Annotated in this window: 21 protein-coding genes; 14 read left to right on the forward strand and 7 right to left on the reverse strand. The window is 71.4% G+C overall.

Annotated elements, in window-relative coordinates:
* Nucleotides 1–156: 156 nt before the first annotated feature.
* Genes ACFYXF_RS29385 through ACFYXF_RS29395 form a run of 3 tightly spaced genes read right to left on the reverse strand, consistent with a single transcriptional unit; the run spans nt 157 to nt 2884 of the window.
* The gene (locus ACFYXF_RS29385) at nt 157–696 is read right to left on the reverse strand and encodes a hypothetical protein (RefSeq protein ID WP_389353973.1); all 540 of its coding nucleotides are present in this window, start codon (nt 694–696) and stop codon (nt 157–159) included.
* Nucleotides 693–2195, reverse strand: a complete 1503-nt coding sequence (locus ACFYXF_RS29390; protein ID WP_389353974.1) for an ATP-binding protein — start codon at nt 2193–2195, stop codon at nt 693–695. Before ACFYXF_RS29390 ends, ACFYXF_RS29385 begins: the two co-directional genes overlap by 4 nt.
* Entirely contained in the window at nt 2192–2884 is a 693-nt protein-coding gene (locus ACFYXF_RS29395; RefSeq protein ID WP_389353976.1) for a response regulator, read from the reverse strand. The genes ACFYXF_RS29390 and ACFYXF_RS29395 overlap by 4 nt, the downstream gene beginning before the upstream one ends.
* Before the next feature lie 187 nt (nt 2885–3071).
* On the opposite strand from ACFYXF_RS29395, the gene ACFYXF_RS29400 reads away from it, so the two are divergent.
* The 4 genes from ACFYXF_RS29400 to ACFYXF_RS29415 are packed head-to-tail and all read left to right on the forward strand — an operon-like array spanning nt 3072 to nt 7523.
* Nucleotides 3072–4031 carry a hypothetical protein gene (locus ACFYXF_RS29400; RefSeq protein ID WP_389353978.1) on the forward strand — a complete coding sequence of 320 codons (960 nt, stop codon included), beginning with the start codon at nt 3072–3074 and terminating at the stop codon, nt 4029–4031.
* Complete coding sequence (locus ACFYXF_RS29405; RefSeq protein ID WP_389353980.1) at nt 4028–5509, forward strand: peptidoglycan-binding protein; 1482 nt, start codon at nt 4028–4030, stop codon at nt 5507–5509. Before ACFYXF_RS29400 ends, ACFYXF_RS29405 begins: the two co-directional genes overlap by 4 nt.
* Nucleotides 5506–6276 carry an ABC transporter ATP-binding protein gene (locus ACFYXF_RS29410; protein WP_389353982.1) on the forward strand — a complete coding sequence of 257 codons (771 nt, stop codon included), beginning with the start codon at nt 5506–5508 and terminating at the stop codon, nt 6274–6276. The genes ACFYXF_RS29405 and ACFYXF_RS29410 overlap by 4 nt, the downstream gene beginning before the upstream one ends.
* Nucleotides 6273–7523 (forward strand): ABC transporter permease, encoded by a 1251-nt coding sequence (locus tag ACFYXF_RS29415; RefSeq protein ID WP_389353984.1) that lies wholly within the window; start codon nt 6273–6275, stop codon nt 7521–7523. The genes ACFYXF_RS29410 and ACFYXF_RS29415 overlap by 4 nt, the downstream gene beginning before the upstream one ends.
* Before the next feature lie 58 nt (nt 7524–7581).
* Here ACFYXF_RS29415 and ACFYXF_RS29420 read toward each other — a convergent pair whose 3' ends face one another.
* Nucleotides 7582–8439, reverse strand: a complete 858-nt coding sequence (locus ACFYXF_RS29420; RefSeq protein ID WP_389354555.1) for a helix-turn-helix transcriptional regulator — start codon at nt 8437–8439, stop codon at nt 7582–7584.
* 153 nt (nt 8440–8592) lie between these two features.
* On the opposite strand from ACFYXF_RS29420, the gene ACFYXF_RS29425 reads away from it, so the two are divergent.
* Both ACFYXF_RS29425 and ACFYXF_RS29430 read left to right on the forward strand, forming a co-directional pair.
* Nucleotides 8593–9543, forward strand: coding sequence for an NADP-dependent oxidoreductase (locus ACFYXF_RS29425; protein ID WP_389353986.1), 951 nt, complete (start codon nt 8593–8595; stop codon nt 9541–9543).
* A 541-nt stretch (nt 9544–10084) separates the two neighbouring features.
* Nucleotides 10085–10996 carry a hypothetical protein gene (locus ACFYXF_RS29430; RefSeq protein ID WP_389353988.1) on the forward strand — a complete coding sequence of 304 codons (912 nt, stop codon included), beginning with the start codon at nt 10085–10087 and terminating at the stop codon, nt 10994–10996.
* A gap of 152 nt (nt 10997–11148) precedes the next feature.
* On the opposite strand, the gene ACFYXF_RS29435 is transcribed toward ACFYXF_RS29430, so the two are convergent.
* Nucleotides 11149–12183, reverse strand: a complete 1035-nt coding sequence (locus ACFYXF_RS29435) for a Gfo/Idh/MocA family protein (protein WP_389353990.1) — start codon at nt 12181–12183, stop codon at nt 11149–11151.
* Nucleotides 12184–12433: 250 nt separating this feature from the next.
* On the opposite strand from ACFYXF_RS29435, the gene ACFYXF_RS29440 reads away from it, so the two are divergent.
* Nucleotides 12434–12652: a hypothetical protein gene (locus ACFYXF_RS29440; RefSeq protein WP_389353992.1), complete on the forward strand. Its 219-nt coding sequence runs from the start codon at nt 12434–12436 to the stop codon at nt 12650–12652.
* Here ACFYXF_RS29440 and ACFYXF_RS29445 read toward each other — a convergent pair.
* Nucleotides 12649–13062, reverse strand: a complete 414-nt coding sequence (locus ACFYXF_RS29445) for a CoA-binding protein (protein WP_389353994.1) — start codon at nt 13060–13062, stop codon at nt 12649–12651. The genes ACFYXF_RS29440 and ACFYXF_RS29445 overlap by 4 nt on opposite strands.
* Before the next feature lie 176 nt (nt 13063–13238).
* On the opposite strand from ACFYXF_RS29445, the gene mftR reads away from it, so the two are divergent.
* Nucleotides 13239–13832, forward strand: a complete 594-nt coding sequence (gene mftR / locus ACFYXF_RS29450; RefSeq protein WP_389353996.1) for a mycofactocin system transcriptional regulator — start codon at nt 13239–13241, stop codon at nt 13830–13832.
* Between the two features lie 324 nt (nt 13833–14156).
* Here the strand turns inward: mftR and mftG are convergent, their stop codons facing one another.
* Nucleotides 14157–15722: a mycofactocin system GMC family oxidoreductase MftG gene (mftG, locus tag ACFYXF_RS29455; RefSeq protein ID WP_389353998.1), complete on the reverse strand. Its 1566-nt coding sequence runs from the start codon at nt 15720–15722 to the stop codon at nt 14157–14159.
* 43 nt (nt 15723–15765) lie between these two features.
* Between mftG and mftA the strand changes: the two genes are divergently transcribed.
* The 6 genes from mftA (at nt 15766) to mftF (ending at nt 21062) form a co-directional block, all read left to right on the forward strand.
* Nucleotides 15766–15903, forward strand: a complete 138-nt coding sequence (gene mftA, locus ACFYXF_RS29460) for a mycofactocin precursor MftA (RefSeq protein WP_389354000.1) — start codon at nt 15766–15768, stop codon at nt 15901–15903.
* 8 nt (nt 15904–15911) lie between these two features.
* Entirely contained in the window at nt 15912–16208 is a 297-nt protein-coding gene (gene mftB, locus ACFYXF_RS29465) for a mycofactocin biosynthesis chaperone MftB (protein WP_389354001.1), read from the forward strand.
* Nucleotides 16205–17449, forward strand: a complete 1245-nt coding sequence (gene mftC, locus ACFYXF_RS29470; RefSeq protein WP_389354003.1) for a mycofactocin radical SAM maturase — start codon at nt 16205–16207, stop codon at nt 17447–17449. The genes mftB and mftC overlap by 4 nt, the downstream gene beginning before the upstream one ends.
* Nucleotides 17442–18644 carry a pre-mycofactocin synthase MftD gene (gene mftD, locus ACFYXF_RS29475; RefSeq protein ID WP_389354005.1) on the forward strand — a complete coding sequence of 401 codons (1203 nt, stop codon included), beginning with the start codon at nt 17442–17444 and terminating at the stop codon, nt 18642–18644. The genes mftC and mftD overlap by 8 nt, the downstream gene beginning before the upstream one ends.
* A gap of 2 nt (nt 18645–18646) precedes the next feature.
* On the forward strand, nt 18647–19378 hold the full coding sequence (gene mftE, locus ACFYXF_RS29480) for a mycofactocin biosynthesis peptidyl-dipeptidase MftE (protein WP_389354007.1): 732 nt from the start codon (nt 18647–18649) through the stop codon (nt 19376–19378).
* A gap of 223 nt (nt 19379–19601) precedes the next feature.
* Complete coding sequence (gene mftF / locus ACFYXF_RS29485) at nt 19602–21062, forward strand: mycofactocin biosynthesis glycosyltransferase MftF (protein WP_389354009.1); 1461 nt, start codon at nt 19602–19604, stop codon at nt 21060–21062.
* Nucleotides 21063–21103: the final 41 nt, after the last annotated feature.

The raw sequence follows: 21103 nt of genomic DNA on the forward strand, positions 1-21103 counted from the left end.
CCACCCTCCATGTCGGGACCACCTCGCCGGTCGTGAATGGGTACACGGTAACCAGACTGCTGGTCGGTCCCGAAGCGGGGCGGTCGTCCGTTTTCGGGGGTGCACGGCGATTCGTCATACCGACCGCCTTCTTGGGTGCGCCGTTGGCCTCCTGGTCTATGCGGGGCAGGTCGCGTCGCGGCCTTCGGCGCTCCACTGGGGCTTGGTGCCTCTCACAGTGGCCGTGATGACCACCTCCACCGATACGACGTCCGGGTCTTCGGCGTGGCGGGCGCCGGCGGCCGTACAGACCACCTGCGCGAGGGCATCCCCGACCAGCGGCTTGACGGTGGCCGGGAAATCCGCCGGATCGTCGAATAGTAGTTCGATAGACACCTTGGCGTCATCGGCCCGGACCGTCGGATCCTTCTTCAGCTTCCGCAGCAGGCTGCCCACACCTCTGCTCAGTTCGGATCTGGTCGGGCCCTGGAACAACAGCCGTACGGCCGCCGCGACGTCGGGCCGCTGGGGGAGCCTGCGGGGGACCGCGACCAGGCCGTCCTCGCCCGTGAAGTAGAGCGTGGTGGTCGACCGGATACCGGTGGCGGGCTCCCCCGAGCCCACGACACCGGTCGTGGGGATGCCGCAGGCGCCGAGCAGGAGCGCACCCGCGAGCAGAAGCAGCGCGGGCCGGGCGGCCCGGTGGACAGGGCTCACGGCTGGCTCCCCTCGGCCGGATCGGCCGGTTCCGGTGGTGGCTCGTTCTGTCGCAGCGGGAGTTCCACGGTGAAGACGGCACCGCCGTGCGGACCGTTCGCCGCCTGGATGGTGCCGCCGTGCAGGTGGACATTTTCCGCGGTGATGGCGAGTCCGAGGCCGCTGCCCTCGGTCCTGGTACGGGCCGTGTCCGATTTGTAGAAGCGGTCGAAGACATGGGGCAGGACGCTTTCGGGGATGCCCGGTCCGCTGTCCAGCACTTCGATGACCGCCCGCCGCCCGTCGTCCGGGTGTTCCCACTCGTAGAGGTTCAGCCGTACGGGGCGTCCGCCGTGGCGGAGGGCGTTCCCGACCAGGTTGGCGACGATCACGTCGAGGCGGCGCGGGTCGAGGCTGCCGCGGAGTGTGCCCGGCGGTGGAAGCCGGGTCTCGACCGTGTCCAGCCAGGCGCGGGAGGCGAGGGTGCGCCGGACGGAGTCCGCGAGGTCGATCTCGTCCAGGTGCAGACCGGCCGCGCCCGCGTCGAAGCGGGAGATCTCCATCAGGTCCTCGACCAGGCGGGCCAGCTTGACGGTTTCCTCGCTGATGAGCCGTACGGCGGTGGCGGTGTCGGGGGCGAGATGTGCCGCGTCCTCGTCGAGGATGTCGGTGACCGCAGACATGGCGGCCAGGGGGGTGCGCAGTTCGTGCGACACGTCGGCGGCGAAGCGGCGGGCGCGTGCCTCCATGCGGCGCAGTTCGGTCACCGACTCCTCCAGGGCGGCGGCGGTCTCGTTGAAGGTGTGGGAGAGGGCGGCGAGTTCGTCGGAGCCGTTGACGGCGAGCCGGGTGTCGAGGTGGCCCTCGGCGATGCTGCGGGTGGCCCGGCGCAGCTCGCGTACCGGCCGCAGTACGCCGCGGGCGGCCAGCAGCGCGAGCAGGACGGCCAGGACCAGCGCGGGAACGGTGGCTCGCTCGATGGCGGGGACCAGGGCCTGGACGTAGGCCTGTTCGGTGGTCTGCGGCACCGTCAGGAAGACGGCGAGCCCGGACGGGTCGGACGTGGGCCGCTCCGCGGTGCCGAAGGTGACCGGCAGGCCGACGACGAGTGCGGGGCTGCCGTGCCGTGTCACCCGCTGGAAGACGGTGCTCCCGTCGGAGGCCACGGCGGCGCGCAGGTCGGACGTCAGCTGTTCGAAAGGATCCTGTGGTGTGGAGGTGGCGCTCAGGCCCCCGTAGGTGGCCAGCACACGCCAGTCCTTCGACGGTTCGGAGCGCGCCAACTGCTGCGCGAACATGTTCAGTTGGTTCTGGTCCGGGGGAAAATCGAGGTCGGCGGCGAGGGTGCCGACATGGTCGCGGAACTGCGCGATCACTCCGTCCTGGCTCTGCTGGAGCACCCCCGTGCGCGCCTCCCGGAACGTCAGGGCGCCGGTGGTCAGGGTGGCGACGCCGGCGACCAGCAGGAAGGCCACCAGCAGTCGGACGCGCAGGCCGCGCAGCGGCGTTGGCGCCTTCACCGGGTTCTGAACTGGTAGCCGAAGCCGCGCACGGTCTGTATGTAGCGCGGCTGTCCCGGAGGCTCGCCCATCTTGGTGCGCAGCCGCTTGACGCAGGCGTCCACCAGCCGTGAGTCGCCGTGGTAGCTGTGTTCCCAGACGGCTTCCAGGAGCTGCTGCCGACTGAACACCTGACCGGGCGAGGCGGAGAGGGTCAGCAGGAGCCGTAGTTCGGAGGGGGCGAGGGCGACCGGTGCGCCCTGGTGGGTGACGGTCAGCGCGGCCCGGTCGATGGCCAGTTCCCCGTGCGTCTCGGTCTTCGGCGCGGCTCCGTCGGCGGACGTGCCGCCGACCCGGCGCAGGACGGCACGGATACGGGCTTCGAGCACGCGGGCCTGGACGGGCTTGACGACATAGTCGTCGGCTCCCGCTTCGAGTCCGACCACGATGTCCACGTCGTCGCCCCGGGCCGTCGCCATGATGATCGGAACCTGGTCGTCGGCCCCGCGGATCCGGCGGCACACGTCGAGCCCGGACATGCCAGGCAGCATCAGATCGAGGACGACGACGTCCGGCCGGAACGACCGCAGCCGTTCCAGCCCGCCCTCACCCGTCCCGGCGGCGGCCACGTCGTGCCCCTGGCGGCGCAGCGCGAGTTGGACACCCTCACGAACGGCGCGGTCGTCTTCGATGAGCAGGACACGTGGCATGTGCTCAGTATCCGTACAACACCAGGCCGGGCCGGTGCTGTTACCGGACGATCACATACTCGCGGGCGGGAGTGCGGACCCGGCGTCCTGTCGCCGGCGCATCGGCTGTTGCCGTTTGATCACACTCCGGGCCAGTTCCCATCACACCGCGGGGCCAGCCTGATCCACCATGAACACACACCCGAACATGCCCAAGAGGCTCCGTGTCTCCGTGGCCACCGTCCTGGCGATCGGCCTGCTGCCGCTCCTGGCCGCCTGCGGCGGTTCGGACGACAAGACCGGCGCGAGCTCCGGTTCGTCGGGCGGCAGCGAAGCGAACGCGGCGAACGACAGTACGACGAACGCCGACGGGGCGGTGCAGCTCACCGTCCCGTCCGGCGCGGACGACGACACCAAGAAGCTGTACATCAGGGAGAACACCATCGCGGCCTGTATGAAGAAGCAGGGCTTCACCTACACACCGCACGTGGTGACGGTGAGCGGCGACGACTCCTTCGCCGGGCTGGACGCGGAGGACTACGCGGCGGCGAAGAAGTCCCGGGAGAAGTACGGGTTCGGCAACTACGCCGCCGCCGTCTACCCCGACGACCCCAATGCCCCCTTCAGCAACCCCGGAGGGAAGGCGGGACAAAAGCGGACCGACGCCGTCGCCGACGACGACGAGAAGGGGCTCACCCCCGCCCAGCAGAAGGCGTACCAGGAGGCGCTGGCGGGCCCCCAGGCCGAGTCCAAGGCGGACGAGAAGATCGGCGGCTGCGAACTCAAGGCGTCGACAGCCGTGAACGGACACGCGCTGAGCGCCGCCGAGCAGAAAAAGGCGGAGAACGCCAAGGCGGAGGCGAACCGCGCGAACGGTCTCGAGCTCAACGGCGACGCCCAACTGGTGCAGCTCGCACAGGACTTCGCCGCCTGTCTGAAGGCGCAGGGCATCCCGGTCAGCACCACCCAGCCGACCGGCATGTCCGACATGGTGCGGCTGGAGCAGAACGTGCCGGAGAACCACTTCAGCATGTCCAAGGCGGAGGCGCTGCCGCTGCTCACCAAGGAGATCGACCTCTCCCTGAAGGACCTGGAGTGCGGCAAGAAGTTCCGGGCCGCGTACTTCCCCAAGCTGAAGGCCCACCCGTACTGGGGTGACAACGCATGAGCCGACTCAGCAGCCGTAGGCAACTGGGCGCGCTGGTCGGCGCGGTGGTCCTGGTCGGTGCGGGCGGATGGATCGCCGGTACGCAGGTGCGCTCGCCCGCCGACGCCGCCGCCGCGCACACCGCGCCGAAGGCCGGCCCGGTGACCGTGGCCGTCCAGCGGCAGTCCCTCACCGCGACCGTGGTGGCGTCGGGGTCCGTCGAGTTCGCCTCGCCGCGTCCGCTCGCGCTGGCCGGCGCCGTCGGCACCGGGGCGGCCGCGTCCGCGGGCGGCGAGGGCGCGGAGCAGCGGATCACCAAGGCACCGGTCGCCGGTACCAAGGTGAAGGAGGGCGACGTACTGATGACGGTCAACGGCCGTCCGGTGTTCGCGTTGAGCGGATCCGTACCGATGTACCGCGCGTTGGGCCCGGGTGCCTCCGGCGACGATGTGAAGCAGCTCCAGAGAGCGTTGCGGCGGCTCGGCTTCGATCCCGGGTCGATCAGCGGCAACTACCGCCAGGGCACCGCGGCGGCGGTCACCAGCTGGTACACGAGCAAGGGGTACGAGGCGCAGAAGCCCAGCGCGGACGACGAGCAGCAACTGGGCCAGTTGCAGCAGGCGGTGTCCGCCGCCCAGCAGACACTGCTCACGACCAACAGCGCGAGCGGCGGCAGCGGTGGCACGGAGACAGGGACGGGGACGGAGACGGGGGCGAACGCCAGTACGGGCTCGCCGAACCCGCAGTCCAGCACCGACGCACAGATCCACCAACTGCAGCTCGAATCCGCGAGGAAGTCGCTGAACATGGCGAACGCCGCGCTCAGCACCTTCCAGGCCTCCTACGGGACGAAGGTCCCGGCCGGTGAGGTCGTCTTCTTCCCGAAGCTGCCCGTACGGCTGAACAAGGTGACCGTGAAGACGGGGGACACCGCGTCCGGTCCGATCGGCACCGTGACCAGCTCCGACCTGGAGGTGCAGGCGGTCGTCCCCGGCGCGGACGCCGAACTGCTGAGGAAGGGCATGGCCGTCGAGCTGACGACGACGGACGGCAAGAAGGCGGCGGGTACGGTGTCGGCCCTCGGCGCCGACGCCGCGTCCTCGACGACGACGGCGACGGGCTCGGGCGAGGAGGGCGAGGGATCCGCCGGGACGACCTCGGGGGACACCGGGGACGAAGCCGCCGGCACCTCCGCCTCCGGTTCCTCGGCCCCGGTCCAGCTGCGGATCTCCGTGCCCGACTCCGGCGAACTGGCCGACGAGGCCGAGGCCGCGGTGAAGGTGACCATCAAGATCGGTGCGTCGGACGGCAAGGTGCTGGTCGTGCCGCTCGCCGCGATCCGTACCTCGTCCGACGGAAAGGTACGGGTGCAGGTCGAGCGTGGCGGCAGGCTGAGCGACGTCCATGTCACCGTCGGGCTCTCCGCGGCCGGTCTCGTCGAGGTGAAGGCGACCAGTGGCACGCTGGAACAGGGCGACAAGGTGGTGGTGGGCGAGTGACCTCGGCCCCCGGTCCCGGGCTCGCTCCCGCCGTCCCCGGCCCTGCCGATGCCGACGCCGTCCCTGGCCCCGCCGATGTCGACGCCGTCATCCAACTCACCGGTGTGGAGCGGACCTTCGACTCCGACCCCCCGGTGCACGCACTGCGCGGCGTGAACCTGACCGTTCGGCGCGGCGAGCACCTCTCGATCGTCGGCCCTTCCGGCTCGGGGAAGTCGACGCTGCTCAACACGCTGGGCCTGCTCGACCGGCCCACCTCCGGCACCTACCGGCTCGACGGCGTCGAGACGACCGGGCTCGGCGACCTCGAACGCACCGCGCTGCGCGGCAGCCGCATCGGCTTCGTGTTCCAGTCCTTCCACCTCCTCCCCTACCGCACAGTCGACGAGAACGTCATGCTGGCCGAGGCGTACCGCAGGCCACGCCCGGGACTCGGGCGCGGTACCCGGCTCGCCCGTGCCCGGGAGGCGCTGGAGCGGGTCGGGCTCGGGCACCGGTCGGGCTTCAGGCCCGACCGGCTCTCCGGCGGCGAACGCCAACGCGTCGCCATCGCACGGGCGTTGATCAGCGATCCCGCGCTGCTGCTCTGCGACGAACCGACCGGCAACCTGGACAGCGAGAACACCCTCTCCGTACTGGAACTCTTCGACGACCTGTGCGCCCAGGGCATGACCCTGGTGCTCATCACCCACGACGAGACGGTCAGCCGCCGCGCGGGCCAGCGTGTCCGCATCACCGACGGCCGCCTCACCCTGGAGAACGAGTGAAACCCGCATCGGCCGGGACCGGGGCGCGTATCGAACGCCCCTGGATGGACCCCCGTGACCTGTGGACGGAAGCCCTCGCGGGCGTCATGGCCCGCCCCGTACGGTCCGCCCTGACCACACTCGGCACCGTGCTCGGCATCACCACGCTGGTCATCACCATCGGGGTGGCCTCCACGGCCGGCAACCAGATCGTCGGCCGGTTCGACGCGCTCACCGCGACCTCGGTGACCGTGACCGTGCCGCCCGCGCCGGCCGGTTCGGACGACGAGCCGCTGGTGGACTGGTCGGGGATCGACGCGGTCCGGCGGCTGGCCGGTGTGGACTCGGCCGCCGCCCTTGCCGACTCCCCGCCGACCAACAGCGTCCAGGTGCGGTCCAACGACGTGAAGGCGCCCGGTGACGTCTCCGGCCAGACCCTGGCCGTGGTGGCCGCCTCGGCCGGTCTGCCCGCCGGGGTACGCGGCGCGATGACCTCGGGACGGTTCTACGACGCCGGCGACATCGCCCGGCACGCCCAGGTGGCGGTCCTCGGCGACCAGGCGGCGCGGTTGCTCGGCATCAGCCGGGTGCAGGACTCCCCGGCGATCTTCTTCCAGGGCCAGTCGTACACCGTGATCGGCATACTCGGTGGCGTGCAGCGCGAGCAGCGCCTGTCCACCGCGGTGATACTCCCGCCCACCACCGCCGCGGACCGCCTCGGCCTGGAGAACGTCACCCAGGTGCTCATCAACACCGCGCTCGGCGCGGCCCGGCAGGTGGCTCGCCAGGCGCCGATCGCCCTGGCCCCCGGACAGCAGAACTCCCTCGCCGTGGCGGCGCCGCCGGACCTGTCCAAGGCCCGCGACGGTGTCCAGAACGACGTCAACGGCCTCTTCCTCGTCCTCGGCCTGGTCTCGCTGGTGGTGGGCGCGATCGGCATCGCCAACGTCACCCTGGTGACGGTGATGGAGAGGGTCGGCGAAATCGGGCTGCGGCGGGCGCTGGGCGCCTCACGACGGCAGGTGGCCGGCCAGTTCCTCCTCGAGTCGACGACGATCGGCCTCCTCGGCGGCATCGTCGGCGCGGCCCTGGGCATCGCCGTCGTGGTGGGTGTCGCCGTCTTCAAGGAATGGACCCCGGTCCTGGACCTGAACCTCGCCCTCGGCGCCCCGCTCGCCGGAGCCCTCGTCGGCCTGCTCGCCGGTCTCTACCCGTCGCTGCGCGCGGCCCGGATGGAACCGGTGGACGCGCTCCGGGCACCTTCCTGAGGAACGGGCAGGGAACGGCCGTTCTCCCCGAGCAGGCCGTGCGTCGTCCGGTGAGCGGTCACGACTGTGATCGCGGCCCAGGTGACAACAGGCCGGCGAGGAGTTGGAGTCGTTCGGCGTCGGGGCTGTTCTCGGCGGCGGTGCAGACGATGAGCACGGGGCCGGGGTTGCCCGGTATCGGGTAGGCGTCCCAGTCCAGGTTGAGTTCGCCGACCAGGGGGTGGTTGATGCGCATGTGGCCGCGGATGGCTTCCTCGACGTCATGGCGGGCCCACAGGGCGGCGAACTCGTCGCTGTGGACGGCGAGTTCACCCACCAGCTCGACGGCGCGCGGGTTCCCGGGATCGGCGGCGACCTGTGTCCGCAGCATCCCGATCAGCTCCGCGACGGTCGCTGCCCGGTCCGGGCAGGTCTGGTCGGCCTCGGGATGCAGGAACAGCGACAGGAGGTTTCGCCGGGTCTGGGGCTGGTGCGTGAACTCGCCGAGCAGGGCGCCGGCGAGCGGGCTCCAGGCCAGCACGTCCAGGAAACGGCCGACGACCAGAGCGGGTGAGGGCATCGTGCGCAGCAGTCGCAGGGTGGTGTCCGGCACCTCCTCCGGCACGTACGGACGCGGGCTGCGGGCCGGGGTGCGTGCGGCGGCGGCGAGGCTGTGCAGGTGCCGGGACTCCTCGGCGGAGAAGTTGAGGGCGCGCGCGAGGGCGTCCAGGACCTGGTCGGAGGGCCGTACGTCGCGTCCCTGCTCCATACGCTGGTAGTAGTCCGAACTCACTCCGGCCAGCAGCGCCAACTCCTCCCGCCGCAGCCCGGCGACGCGTCGCCTCGGGCCGGGCTCCAGGCCGACGTCCTGCGGGCGCAGGCGGGTTCGGCGGGTGCGCAGGAACTCGGCGAGTTCACGCCTGGGATCGTCGCTCATGACGAAGGGGGCATCGGTCACGGCGTCAGTATGCCGTGGGTGCGGCTGATGAGGGTGGGTCTGCCAGACCCAGGAAAAGGGGAACGACCGAGATGCCGCGTGGAGGGTCCAGCATCGGATCAACCACACAGCGGGTCACGGAAGGACAGCGACATGAAGGCCGTTCAGATCACGAGTTTCGGTGCTGCGGATGTCTTGCGGGTCAATGACGTCGAGCGTCCGGCGCCCGGAGCCGGCGAAGTCCTGGTGGCGGTCGAGGCGTCCAGCGTGAACGGGCATGACGTGATCGTCCGGGCGGGGGAGCTGAAGATGGTGTCGGGACGGCGGTTCCCGATCGGGGTGGGCCTGGACTTCGCGGGCACCGTCGTCGAGGCCGGCGCCGATGTCGCGGGTTACCGGGTCGGGGACCGGGTGTGGGGCATGGTGCATCCCCGGCAGCGGCACACCACCGGTGGAGCGGCCGAGTACGTCGTGGTGTCCGCGGATCGCATCGCGCATGCCCCGGTGAACATCTCGTCGGTCGAAGCGGCCTCCCTGGTCGTCACGGGAGCCACGGCGCTGATCGCGCTGCGGGACAGCGTGCACGCGGTGAGCGGGGAGAAGGTCCTGGTCCGGGGCGCGGCCGGCGGTGTCGGCACGGCCGCCGTACAGCTGGCACACGCGCTGGGCTGCCACGTGACCGCGCTGGCCCGTGACCGCCACGCCCCGCTCCTCACGGAACTCGGCGCCGACGAGGTCCTCGACTACGGCTCCACCACCTCGGACCGGATCGGGCCCTTCGACGTGATCGTCGACACCGTCGGCTCGGAACTGCACTGCTACCGGAGCCGGTTGGCCAAGGGAGGCCGGATGGTCACCGTCGGACTGTCGGCCGGAGCCCTGGCCGCGATCGCCGCGTCCAGCGTGCACGGCTCCCGCCGCATCCGCACCTTCAGCGCCAACCCCGACACCGCCGTGCTGCGTGACGTGGCCGGCCATGTCACGTCGGGTGCGCTGCGCCCGGTGGTCGACAGCGTGTACCCGTTCGCGGACATCGCCGCGGCGCACCAGGCGTTCGAGCGCGGCGGCGTCGTCGGCAAGCACGTGGTCGCGGTGTCCGCGTAGCTGACGGTCGGCGCCCGGGCGAGTCCCAGGGGCGCTGGTGAATCCGGCAGAGGCCCGGCCGGAGAAGGTGGGGCGCTTGCAGGCGTACCGGTACCAGGGCTTGAGCTTCCGCGCGGTGTCCGGGTCGGTGACGGTCCGCTCGACGCGGGAGCGGAGTTCGTTCATCTTGGCGGCGTCGGCGGCCTCGTAGGCGGCTTCGAAGGCCGGCCCGGTTACGGGCGGCAGCCTTCGGCCCTGGTTGGGGGGCCGCGGCTCGTCCGGCGTGAGGCGCGCTCGAGATTTACTCGGCGGTTGGGACAAATGACCCTGGCCTCGGGAGTGCTCCGCCTCCGAGTATGTGGCCTGTGGGGTTGCTGTGCTTCAAGGTGCTGGTGCAGCAAGGCCTGTATGCAGCCCCTGCCTTTGCGCGGTGTCGTCCGCCTCTCTCCTCACCCCCCGATGTGATGCCTCGCGGAGATCACGGAAGTGCCGCCCGTCCGCCGGATGGCCGGCGCGGCCGTCAAGCCCACGGTCAACAAGATCACGAGCCAGGGAGCAAGCAATGGACATGACCCCACCGCCCGGCGCCGGACGGGCGTCCGGCGTGCGTGCGCACAAGCGACGATCCCGGTGGCTCAGCGGGAAGTTCCTGGCGCTCTTCCTCGCCGTGGCGACACTGCTGGGCGGCGGAACGTGGTTCGTCACCTCCCAAGGGCAGCAGGCGAGCGCCGCCGTCGACGACGGCAAGGTCTTCCAGTTCCCGACGGAGAAACTGGACACCGCGATCGCCTACTGGATGAGCCGGGGCTTCCCCTTCGGCAGGCGGACCGACCGGATCGACATGTCCGACCCCAACGACCCCACGAACTCGGCGACGAACCGGGTCGGCTTCATCATGCGCGGAGGCTTCTTCCTCGACGCCGCGTCCGGGGATCTCACCGAGTTCATCCGGAACATCCCCGGGACGCAGGAGCCGCAGCTCCTCGAGTACGACATCGACATCCGGCCGACCCGGGGCACGAACCGCGGTGACGAGCGGATCGTCCGGGACAACGTCAACGGTTTCATCTTCTACACCCCCAACCACTACACGGACTTCCACCTCTACCAGTACCTGGAGGGCCCGAACGCATCGGACGTGACCATGCCCGTGCCCGCCCCCGTGTGCCGGGAGAGCGGGGGTGCCATCACCTGCCCCAACCCGACGGCGGGCGCGGCGGATCTGAAGGTCACGGAGGAGACGCCCACCACCGAGGAGCTGGCCGACCAGCCCGCCGAAGGGCCGACGACCCCCGGCCCCGACAGCAACGACGCCCCCGTCAACAACCCGGAGTTCGAATCAACGAACAGTGACCTGCTGGGGATAGCGCAGCAGAGGGGCGACAACCAGGCGTCGGAGTGGGCGGTCCTCATCACCGCCCTCTGGAAACTGTTCCTGGACCCCAGCAACAGCAGCCCCAAGACCGAGCTCTGAGGCATCACCGGGCCGGGTGATCCCGACCGGCGCGGCGCACGACCGCAGGGCCTCCTGACAGCTCGCGGATGTCGACGTCCGCGGTACCGGGAGGCCCTGCGGCGCTCGTTGCCGGAACTGTTGTTCACACTCGGGCGCCGCTGCCTGCGGGGTCAGGGCAGGCGTACGACCTCGCCGGTGGTGGCACTGGTGCGCGCGGCGTCCAGGACGGTCGCGGTGGTCACGGCGTCCCAGGGGTCCACGGGCAGCGGACGGGTGCCACGGAGCGCGGCGGCGAAGGCCGGGTAGAAGAGGTCCCACGCGCCGCGGGCGGACGGTGCGGGCTCGGCGTGGTCGCCGCGCAGCACCTGGCCCCAGCGCCCCTCGGGTTCGATGCCCCAGCGCTCGCCCTCCGAGGCGGGGGTGGCACCCGCGATGAGCTGGTCCTCCTGGCCGTCCACGCCGTCGACCACGTACGTCCCGGTGGTACCGGTGGCGCGGAAGCGCGGGCCGGGTGCGCCCTGGCACCAGCTGCCGGACAGATGCGACTGGGCGCCGCTGCGGTGGGTCAGCGCGACGAAGACGTCGTCGTCGAGCCCGTCGCCGCCGTCGCGGCCGCGCATCTCCGCGTACACCCGCTCGACCGGCCCGGACAGTACGAGTGCCTGGTCGACCAGGTGGCTGCCGAAGTCGAGCAGGGTGCCGCCACCCGCGGCCGGCGGGCCGGGCTCGGGCTGGAACCGCTCGAAACGTGACTCGAAGCGGGTCAGGGTGCCGAGCGCGCCCTCGGCCACGAGCCTGCGCAGGGTCAGGAAGTCGGAGTCCCAGCGCCGGTTCTGATAGACCGTCAGCGGAATCTTCAGCCGCTCGGCCAGCTCCGTCGTCTCCCGCGCCGAGGCGGCGTCGAGCGCGAACGGCTTGTCGCAGACCACCGCCAGACCCAGCCCCAGCGCCTCCTGGGCCAGGGGAACGTGCGTGTCCGCCGGGGTGGAGATCGCGACCGCCTCGGCTCCGGCCCGGGCCAGTGCCTCCAGCGAGTCGTACGCCGGCCGGCCGAGCTCGTCGGCGACCTGCTTGCGGCGCTCGGGGGAGGTGGTGACCACCCCGAGGAACTCGCAGTCCGGGGTGGAGGCGAGCAACGGCGCGTGGAAGTACCTGCCGCCGAAGCCGTAGCCGGCCAGTCCGATCCGTACGGGAGCGTCCGTCATGTGTGGTCCTTGCCGTCGTTCTCGTGAAGCCGGGCTGAGTAAGGCTTCAGCAGGCCATGCTAGTGACGACCACCCTGTCCTTCGCAGGCGGACTGATCGTCCTGAACCCCGAGTTCCTCAGTCCTTGGGTGACCGGGCGGTCCGCCGACATCCATCTGGCCGAGAAGGCCCGCCTCGCTGACCCGGCTGGGCTTCACGCAGTACGAAGCGCAGGCTTACGCGGCTCTCGTCGGCCAGGCGCCGCTCACCGGTGCCGAGGTTCGACGCCGACCTCGGTGCCGCCGAGGCGGCACTCGACCAACTGCCGGTCCAGCAGGAGCCCGGCCTCGTGTGGTCGCCGAGCGGCAGGGAGGCGATCGTCCAGGCGTTCGCACGCACCGTCGCCGACGCGAAGACCGGCATCTTCGCCGGGATCTGGGACCACGTCGCGGTCTACGGCCACCGCACGCTCACGGGCCCGCACACCTAACGTGCGGAGTTGATTTCGATCGCCGGGCAGCGGTCCATGACCATGTCGAGCCCGGCGGCGCGGGTGCGGTTGTACGCCGCCTCGTCGATCACTCCGAGCTGGAACCAGACGGCCTTGGCGCCGATGGCGGCGGCCTCGTCGGCGACCGGACCCGCGAGGTCGCTGTTCACGAACACGTCGACGACATCGACGTCGATGTCGGAGGGGATGTCGGCCAGCGAGGCGTAACCCTGCTCGCGGTGGACCGTCTCGGCCTTCGGGTGGACGGGGATGATCCGCTTGCCGTAGCGCTGGAGGACCTTGGCCACGCCGTACGCGGCACGCTGCTCGTTCGACGACAGGCCCACGATCGCCCAGGTGTCGCCGGACTCGGTCAGGATCTTGCGGATGGTCGCTGGGTCGCCGTACACGCCCGGCCTCCTTGGGATTCGTGCAGCCGTTGTCGTGCGGGACAACAGCGGTCGGCCTGCGATGATTCCCCGCGTTGCCCTGGGGGCGGGGTGTCCGGGGGCTTGCCCGATGCATGATGTGCGGTGTGGTTGCAGACACGGGACGGCGGGAGAGCGTGGCGGGCGGAGCGACGGGGGTGAGCCGTACGGGCCGGCCCCGGGTGACCTCGCGGGCCGCGCTCGAACAGCGCGGCTTCGAACTGTTCGCCCGGCAGGGGTTCGACGCCACGACCGTCGATGACATCGCGACGGCCGCCGGCATCGGCCGACGTACCTTCTTTCGCTATTTCGCGTCCAAGAACGACCTGGTGTGGGGCGACTTCGAGGACCAGCTGCTGAGGTTCGAGGAGTTGCTGGCGGCGACCGATCCGGGCGCTCCGCTGATGGATGCGCTGCGCGGTGCGGTGGTCGAGTTCAATCGCTTCGATCCGGCGGTGGTGCCGTGGCATCGGCAGCGGATGACGCTCATCCTGCGGGTGCCGACGCTTCAGGCGGACTCGGCGGTTCGGTATACGACGTGGCGGGCGCATGTCACTGCGTTTGCGGCGCGGCGGATGGGGCTGCCGGTGTCCGATCTGCTGCCTCGGTTGTTGGGGCATGCGGCGCTGGCTGCGTGTATTGCCGCGTATGAGCACTGGCTGAGTGATGAGGAGGCCAGTCTTGGGGGGCTGTTGGATCAGGCGATGCGGCAGCTTGCGGTGGGGTTTGAGGGGGTTGGCGTGGGGGGTTGACGGTCGGCTGCGGCGCCGTCGTGGCTGGTCGCGCAGTTCCCCGCGCCCCTGAAAGACCCGTCTGTCCCGAGTCGTTTGGCTGCGGGCCCGGTGGGGGCTGGTCGCGTAGTTCCCCGCGCCCCTGAAAGACCCGTCCGTCCCGAGTCGTTTGGCTGCGGGCCCGGTGGGGGTTGCTCGCGCAGTTCCCCGCGCTCCTAAAGGCAAGGACCCGGCCCTGCGGGCCTGAAAAGCACGGGGCGCAGCCCCTGCTTTTCAGGGGCGCGGGGAACTGCGCGACCAGCCCCCACCGGGCCCGCAGACGAAAAGCCGCCCAACCAACGGAGTTCACCGCATTGAGGCCGCCACCAGCTCGCCTATGAGGACCGAGGTCGCCGCCGGGCCGCGCAGGGGAGCTGACGGCAGGATCGACGTGTCCGCGACCCGTAGCGCGCGTACGCCGTGCACCCTGCCCTGCGGGTCGACCGCCGGGCCCATCGGGACCGTGGCGCAGGTGTGGTGGGAGGTGCCCAGGTGGGCGTGGATCCAGGTGTCCAGTGAGCGGTCGTCGTCGAGTATCTCGGGGGCCGGCTCGACCAGCCCGGCGGACACCTTGTCGAAGGCGGGGGTGGTGAGCAGCGCGGCGGTCGTGCGTATCGCCTCGCGCATTCGGCGGCTGTCCTCGGGGGTTTGCAGGTAGTTGTAGTCGAGGAGTGGGGGTACGGCCGGGTCGGTCGAGCGGGTGCGCATGCGGCCCCCGAGGCCGGGGGACTGGACCGACACGAGGAACGCGAGGGGGGCGAGCGGCTCGCCCGGGACGGTCACCGTGCCGCCGGTCAGGGCGGGCAGGGGGACCAGCGACTGCAGGATCTCCAGGTCGCCGTCCGGATGGGCGCCGTCCGACGACGGCAGGTGCAGGGCGCCGCCGAGCCAGGAGTCGGCCGGTTCCGGGAGGGGCGAGCGGGGCGTCCACTCCAGGGCGACCTGGGGGTGATCGCCGAACCGGACCCCGACGGAGGGGGCGTCCCGGACGACGGGGATGCCGAGACGGTCCAGGTCGTCGCGCGGTCCGATGCCCGAGAGGTGCAGGAGGTGCGGGGAACGCAACGCCCCTGCGCACAGGACGACTTCGCCGCACCGCAGGGTCTCGATGCACCCGTCGCGTTCGACGACCACGCCGGTCGCCCTGCCCTGCTCGACCACGATCCGTTGGACCGTACTCCCGCCCCTCACCGTCAGGTTGGGCCGGTCGAGCGCCGGCAGCAGATAGCTGACGCCGGTGTTGAGGCGTATCCCGTCGACCGTGTTGCACGGGACCGGGCCGAACCCCGGTGCCTGCTGGGCGTTCTTGTCGGGCTCCGGAGGAAAGCCCAACTGGTGGGCCGCCTCCCGGAACGCGTCGGCTGCCGGGTGCCGCAGGCCCGTACGGCGGACCCGCACCGGGCCGCTCGACCCGTGCAACTCGTCCGTGCCGAGGTCGAGATCGGTCTCCAGCGCCCGTAGGAACGGCAGCGCGCCCTCGTACGACCAGGCCGCCGCACCGCCCGCCGTCGTCGACCACCGGTCGAAGTCCTCGCGTCGGGCCCGGACGAAGTAGCCGCCGTTGACGGTGGTCGAGCCGCCGAGGAAGCGGCCCCGGACGACCGTGTACGGCCGGCGGGGTGTGAGGTGTGCCGGGTACGGCTGGACTGCTCCGTTTCCGGGCTGTGCGCCGGGCACGAGCCGTGCGTCCAGCAACTCCGGTGGGAACGCCGAGAGTTGGCTCGGCACCGGGCCGGACTCCAGTACCAGCACGGTCCGTTCGGGGTCCTCGGTCAGCCGGGCCGCGAGTGCGGCGCCGCTGCCGCCGGCCCCTATCACGATGACGTCGGGGTGGGCCCGTACGGACTCTTCACTTTCGGCACTTGGTGCCATTAGTCTCCAGGGGTCCGATGGGAGCGTTGTCAAGGAGAGTCGCATGAGCCAGCTTCACGCCACCTCGTCCGTCCCGGCCACCGAGATCCAGGACGAGGAGATCCCGGACGAACAGTCGCTGATCGAGGCGGACGACCTGATCGAAGAGGTCTCCATCGACGGCATGTGCGGCGTCTACTAGGCCCCGCCATGACCGCGACGGACTCCGCGACGATCGTCATGGATCTCGACCGTGCCTGGGACCTGCATCCGCAGGTCTCCGTGCGCCCCGAACCCTTCGGGGCGCTGCTCTACCACTTCGGGACCCGCAAGCTCTCGTTTCTCAAGGACCGCAGGCTGCTGGCCGTGGTGCAGGCCCTCGGGGAAGCGCCCACGGCCCGCGCCGCCTGTCTGGACGCGGGCCTCGGTGAGGACGAACTCCCGCGCTACGGGCGCGCGTTGGCCGTTCTCGTCCAGTCATCGATGGTCGTCGGAAGGACCCCATGACCGCGCCCAAGTCACCGCCGCTGGTCGACCTGTTCGAGCGCGGGCTCGACGCGCCGATCTGCCTCACCTGGGAGCTGACCTACGCCTGCAACCTGGCCTGCTCCCACTGTCTGTCCAGCTCCGGCCGACGCGATCCGCGTGAGCTGAGCACGGCCGAGGCCAAGGCCGTCATCGACGAACTGGAGGCCATGCAGGTCTTCTACGTCAACATCGGCGGCGGCGAGCCGACCGTCCGCGCCGACTTCTGGGAACTCCTGGACTACGCCACGGCACATCACGTGGGCGTGAAGTTCTCCACCAACGGCGTCCGCATCACCCCCGACGCCGCCGCACGCCTGGCCCGCAACGACTACGTGGACGTCCAGATCTCCCTCGACGGCGCGACCGCCGACGTCAACGACGCGGTGCGCGGGGCCGGTTCGTACGCCACGGCCCTGCGGGCGCTGGAGAACCTCGCCGCCGCCGGAATGCGGAACTTCAAGATCTCCGTGGTCTGCACCCGGCACAACATCCCCCAACTGGACGCCTTCAAGGCCCTCGCCGACCGCTTCGGCGCCCAACTGCGTCTGACCCGGCTGCGGCCCTCCGGACGCGGCGCCGACGTCTGGGACGAACTGCATCCGACGGCCGCACAGCAACGCGAGCTGTACGACTGGCTGTTGGCCCGTGGCGAGAACGTGCTGACCGGGGACTCCTTCTTCCATCTCTCCGCGTACGGCGAGGCGTTGCCCGGTCTCAATCTGTGCGGTGCGGGGCGCGTCGTCTGTCTCATCGACCCGGTCGGTGACGTGTACGCCTGCCCGTTCGCCATCCACGACGAGTTCCTCGCGGGCAACGTCCGTACGCCGGGCGGCTTTTCGGGCGTCTGGCGCGACTCCGAACTGTTCCGGCGGCTGCGGACTCCGCAACACGGCGGGGCCTGTGCCTCCTGCACGTTCTACGACACCTGCAAGGGCGGCTGCATGGCCGCGAAGTTCTTCACCGGGCTGCCGCTGGACGGGCCCGACCCCGAATGCGTCCAGGGATACGGCGAGGAGCTTCTTGCCCGCCGCGACGGAACCGGGGTGCCCAAGCCGTCCGGGGACCACTCCCGCAGGAGCAGGACGACGACCGTGGATCTCGTCCTCACCCGCAGAGAACCGGCCAGGTCACCAGCCAGGCCGCCGGTGAGCGACTGCGCCGAAAATCCGCTCGCCGGGCTGGACTTGACGACCACCGGAAAGGACACGGCACATGCCTAGGAACCCCTGGTTCGAGACGGTCGCCGAGGCGCAGCGCCGGGCCAAGAGGCGGCTGCCGAAGTCCGTCTACGGCGCGCTCGTGGCGGGCTCCGAGCGCGGGCGCACCATCGACGCCAACCTCGCGGCCTTCGCCGAACTGGGCTTCGCCCCAAGGGTCGTCGGCCACCACGCCGAGCGCGACCTGTCGACGACCGTCCTGGGCGTGCCCACCTCGCTGCCCGTGCTCATCTCGCCGACCGGGGTGCAGGCTGTGCACCCGGACGGAGAGGTCGCCGTCGCCCGGGCCGCCGCGAACCGGGGCGTCGTCATGAGCCTCAGCTCGTTCGCCAGCAAGCCGGTGGAGGAGGTCTCCGACGCCCAGCCGGACCTCTTCTACCAGCTGTACTGGAGCGGCACGCGCGACACGATGGTCCAGCGGATGGACCGGGCCCGGGCAGCCGGCGCCAAGGCCCTCATCGTCACCCTGGACTGGTCGTTCTCCCACGGCCGCGACTGGGGGAGCCCTTCCATCCCGGAGCGGCTCGATCTCCGGACCGCGCTGCGGTTCGCCCCCGACGTACTGCCCCGTCCCGGGTGGCTCTGGCAGTACGCCCGGTCCGGCCGCCTCCCCGACCTCACCGTGCCCAACCTGCGCGCCCCCGGCGGCGCGTCGCCCACCTTCTTCGGCGCCTACGGCGAGTGGATGCAGACCGCGCCGCCGACCTGGGACGACGTCAAGTGGCTGCGTGGCGAGTGGGGCGGCCCCTTCCTGCTCAAGGGCGTGACCAGGGTCGACGACGCCAGACGGGCGGTCGACGCCGGGGTGACGGCCCTGTCCGTGTCCAACCACGGCGGGAACAACCTGGACACCACCCCGGCCACGATCCGCGTACTCCCCTCCATTGCGGAAGCCGTCGGCGACCAGGTCGAAGTCCTCCTGGACGGCGGCATCCGGCGCGGCAGCGACGTCGCGAAGGCCCTCGCCCTCGGCGCCCGTGCCGTGCTGATCGGCCGCGCCTATCTGTGGGGCCTGGCGGCCAACGGGCAGGCCGGTGTCGAGAACGTGCTGGACATCCTGCGCGGCGGCCTCGACTCGGCGGTCCTGGGCCTCGGCCACTCCTCCGTCCACGAACTGTCGCCCGAGGACCTGGTGATCCCGCCCGGCTTCCCCCTGACCCTGGGCGCCGGCGAAGCACCGGCCGCCCCGGTCGGCTGACCATGACGGCGTACGTCCTCGCCGACGCCGTCTGGCCCGCCGTACCGTCCGGTGCGCTGGTCCTCGTCCCGGTCGGGTCCACCGAGCAGCACGGTCCGCATCTGCCGCTCGACACGGACACCGTCGTCGCGCGTGCCGTCGTACAGCGCACGGCGGAGCGCCTGCCCGAGTCATGGGTGGCACCGCCGATCGCGTACGGAGCCAGTGGCGAGCACGCGCACTTCCCGGGCACGGTCTCGATCGGGCAGGAGGTGCTGAGGGCGGTGGTCGTGGAGCTGACGCGCTCCTTCTCTCTGTGGGCGGGCCGGGTCGTGTTCGTCAACGGCCACGGCGGCAACACCGTCACCCTCGACACGGCCCTCGGTCAACTCCGTGCCGAGGGCCACGACATCGCCTGGACCGCCTGCGAGACACCCGGCGGCGACGCCCACGCCGGCCGTACGGAGACCTCACTGATGCTGCACCTGGCTCCGGAACGCGTACGGCTCGCCGCCGCCGTCGCGGGGGACACCCGCCCCCTGCCCGACCTCCTGCCGGACCTCATGACCCACGGCGTCCGCGCCCTCTCACCGTCCGGCGTCCTCGGCGATCCCGCCGGGGCCTCGGCGGAGGAGGGCCGCCGGACGATGGACGCGATGGTGTCGGCGACGGCTCGGCGGATCGGCGCGTGGACGGTCGACGGGCGGGGGCGTCTCGCCGATCCGGCCCGGCGGTCCGGGACGGTGCGCCGATGAGGCCTTCCGCCGGCGGCGTCGTCGGTCGACGGATGGGCTGTCCTGGCCGGTGGGTTTCCGGCGTGGAGGCGCGTGATGGTGTCGGACACCGTTCGTCGGATCGATGCGTTGTCGGTCGACGGCCGGGTGCGTCCTGCCGATCCGGCCCGAGGGATGGGAAGACGCTTCTCCCCGACAGCGGGTCTCCGGCGGCGAGGCGTGTGATGGTGTCGGCCGTGGTCCGGTGGATCGGCGATGGCAGTGGCCGACGTACGGCCTCGGCCCGCCGACCCGGGGCCGTACGCCGATGACGCTCCCCGTCGGCGCGGGCGTCGTTGTCGTGTTCGACCGGCATACCCGGGTCGTCGACGGAGGGCGTGCCCTCGTCGGGGGGTTCCCGACCCGGCTGCTGCGGCTGACGCCGCGTGCCCGCAAGCTCCTTGTCGGGCGGACGGTTCCCGTGCGGGACGCGGCGAGTGCCCTTCTCGCCGACCGGCTGATCGACCGCGGCATGGCCCATCCCGTCGTCCACTCGCTGCCCGTGCCCTCCGACCCCCGCTACACGGTCGTGATCCCGGTCCGTGATCGTCCGCGTCAACTGGAGCGGCTGCTGCGCAGTGTCGGCGTCGGGCCCTCCGTGATCGTGGTCGACGACGCCTCGCGGCATCCGGCGCCCGTGGCGGCCGTCGCAGCCCGGTACGGGGCCCGGCTGGTCGTCCTGGGCACGAACGTCGGGCCCGCCGGTGCGCGCAACGCCGGGCTCCGCCTTGTGACCACCCCGTACGTGGTCTTCGCCGACTCCGACATCGTGCTGGACCCCGACACCGTACCGACCCTGCTCCGGCACTTCGCCGATCCCCGGGTCGCCATGGCCGTACCCCGCATCACCGGGCTGACCGGCGCCGCCACGACCTGGATCGAGCGGTACGAGAACACCCGGTCCTCCCTCGATCTCGGGGCGCATCCGGCCCCGGTGCGCCCCGGCACGCCCGTCTCCTGGGCGCCGACCGCCTGTGCGGTGGCGCGAGTTGACGCCCTGCGGGACGCGGGCGGGTTCGACGGGAGCATGCGGGTCGGGGAGGACGTCGACCTGTGCTGGCGGCTGGTCGGGGCGGGGCTGCGGGTGCGTTACGAGCCCGCAGTCCGGGCCTCGCACGAGCACCGGACGCGTGTGGGGGACTGGTTGATGCGCAAGGCCGTGTACGGGACGGGGGCTCATCCGCTCGCCCTCCGGCACCCCGAGAACATCGCGCCTGCCGTGTTCGCGCCCTGGAGCGCGGTGTTCGCCGCCGCTCTGCTCGCCCAACGGCGCTGGTCGGCGCCGGTCGCGGGAGCCGTCCTCGGGGGCGTCGTCCTGCGCATCGGCCGTAAGTTCGACGGCACCCGGCATCCGTACAGGCTGGCCGTCCCGCTCGCGGGCAACGGCGCCGTCGCCACCCTGGCGCAGACCTCCGCGCTGCTCACCCGGCACTGGTGGCCGCTCACCGCCGTCGGCTGCCTGGTGTCCCGCCGGATACGCCGGGCCGCAGCGGTCGCAGCCTTGGCCGATATCGCACTTGAGTACCGGCGCGGGGACGACTCGCTCGACCCCCTTCGGTACGGCGTCGCGCGGCGGCTCGACGACCTCGCCTACGGCGCCGGCGTATGGCTCTCCGCCCTCAAGGGCCGCTCCACCGCCGCGTTGCGACCTCGCACAACCCGCTGACGAGGCACTGTCCCGGTCACCGGAAAGCCCGCAGCGGGCCC

The sequence above is a fragment of the Streptomyces sp. NPDC002680 genome (assembly GCF_042889145.1).
Lineage (GTDB): Bacteria > Actinomycetota > Actinomycetes > Streptomycetales > Streptomycetaceae > Streptomyces > Streptomyces adonidis.

What these genes read in the sequence shown, in the direction of transcription:
- ACFYXF_RS29420 (WP_389354555.1), bottom strand. Translation starts at nt 8,439, where the DNA reads ATGAGCGACGATCCCAGGCGTGAACTCGCCGAGTTCCTGCGCACCCGC.
- mftA (WP_389354000.1), top strand. Translation starts at nt 15,766, where the DNA reads ATGAGCCAGCTTCACGCCACCTCGTCCGTCCCGGCCACCGAGATCCAG.
- mftB (WP_389354001.1), top strand. Translation starts at nt 15,912, where the DNA reads ATGACCGCGACGGACTCCGCGACGATCGTCATGGATCTCGACCGTGCC.
- mftG (WP_389353998.1), bottom strand. Translation starts at nt 15,722, where the DNA reads ATGGCACCAAGTGCCGAAAGTGAAGAGTCCGTACGGGCCCACCCCGAC.
- mftC (WP_389354003.1), top strand. Translation starts at nt 16,205, where the DNA reads ATGACCGCGCCCAAGTCACCGCCGCTGGTCGACCTGTTCGAGCGCGGG.
- mftD (WP_389354005.1), top strand. Translation starts at nt 17,442, where the DNA reads ATGCCTAGGAACCCCTGGTTCGAGACGGTCGCCGAGGCGCAGCGCCGG.
- ACFYXF_RS29395 (WP_389353976.1), bottom strand. Translation starts at nt 2,884, where the DNA reads ATGCCACGTGTCCTGCTCATCGAAGACGACCGCGCCGTTCGTGAGGGT.
- ACFYXF_RS29435 (WP_389353990.1), bottom strand. Translation starts at nt 12,183, where the DNA reads ATGACGGACGCTCCCGTACGGATCGGACTGGCCGGCTACGGCTTCGGC.
- mftE (WP_389354007.1), top strand. Translation starts at nt 18,647, where the DNA reads ATGACGGCGTACGTCCTCGCCGACGCCGTCTGGCCCGCCGTACCGTCC.
- ACFYXF_RS29430 (WP_389353988.1), top strand. Translation starts at nt 10,085, where the DNA reads ATGGACATGACCCCACCGCCCGGCGCCGGACGGGCGTCCGGCGTGCGT.
- ACFYXF_RS29405 (WP_389353980.1), top strand. Translation starts at nt 4,028, where the DNA reads ATGAGCCGACTCAGCAGCCGTAGGCAACTGGGCGCGCTGGTCGGCGCG.
- ACFYXF_RS29425 (WP_389353986.1), top strand. Translation starts at nt 8,593, where the DNA reads ATGAAGGCCGTTCAGATCACGAGTTTCGGTGCTGCGGATGTCTTGCGG.
- ACFYXF_RS29400 (WP_389353978.1), top strand. Translation starts at nt 3,072, where the DNA reads ATGCCCAAGAGGCTCCGTGTCTCCGTGGCCACCGTCCTGGCGATCGGC.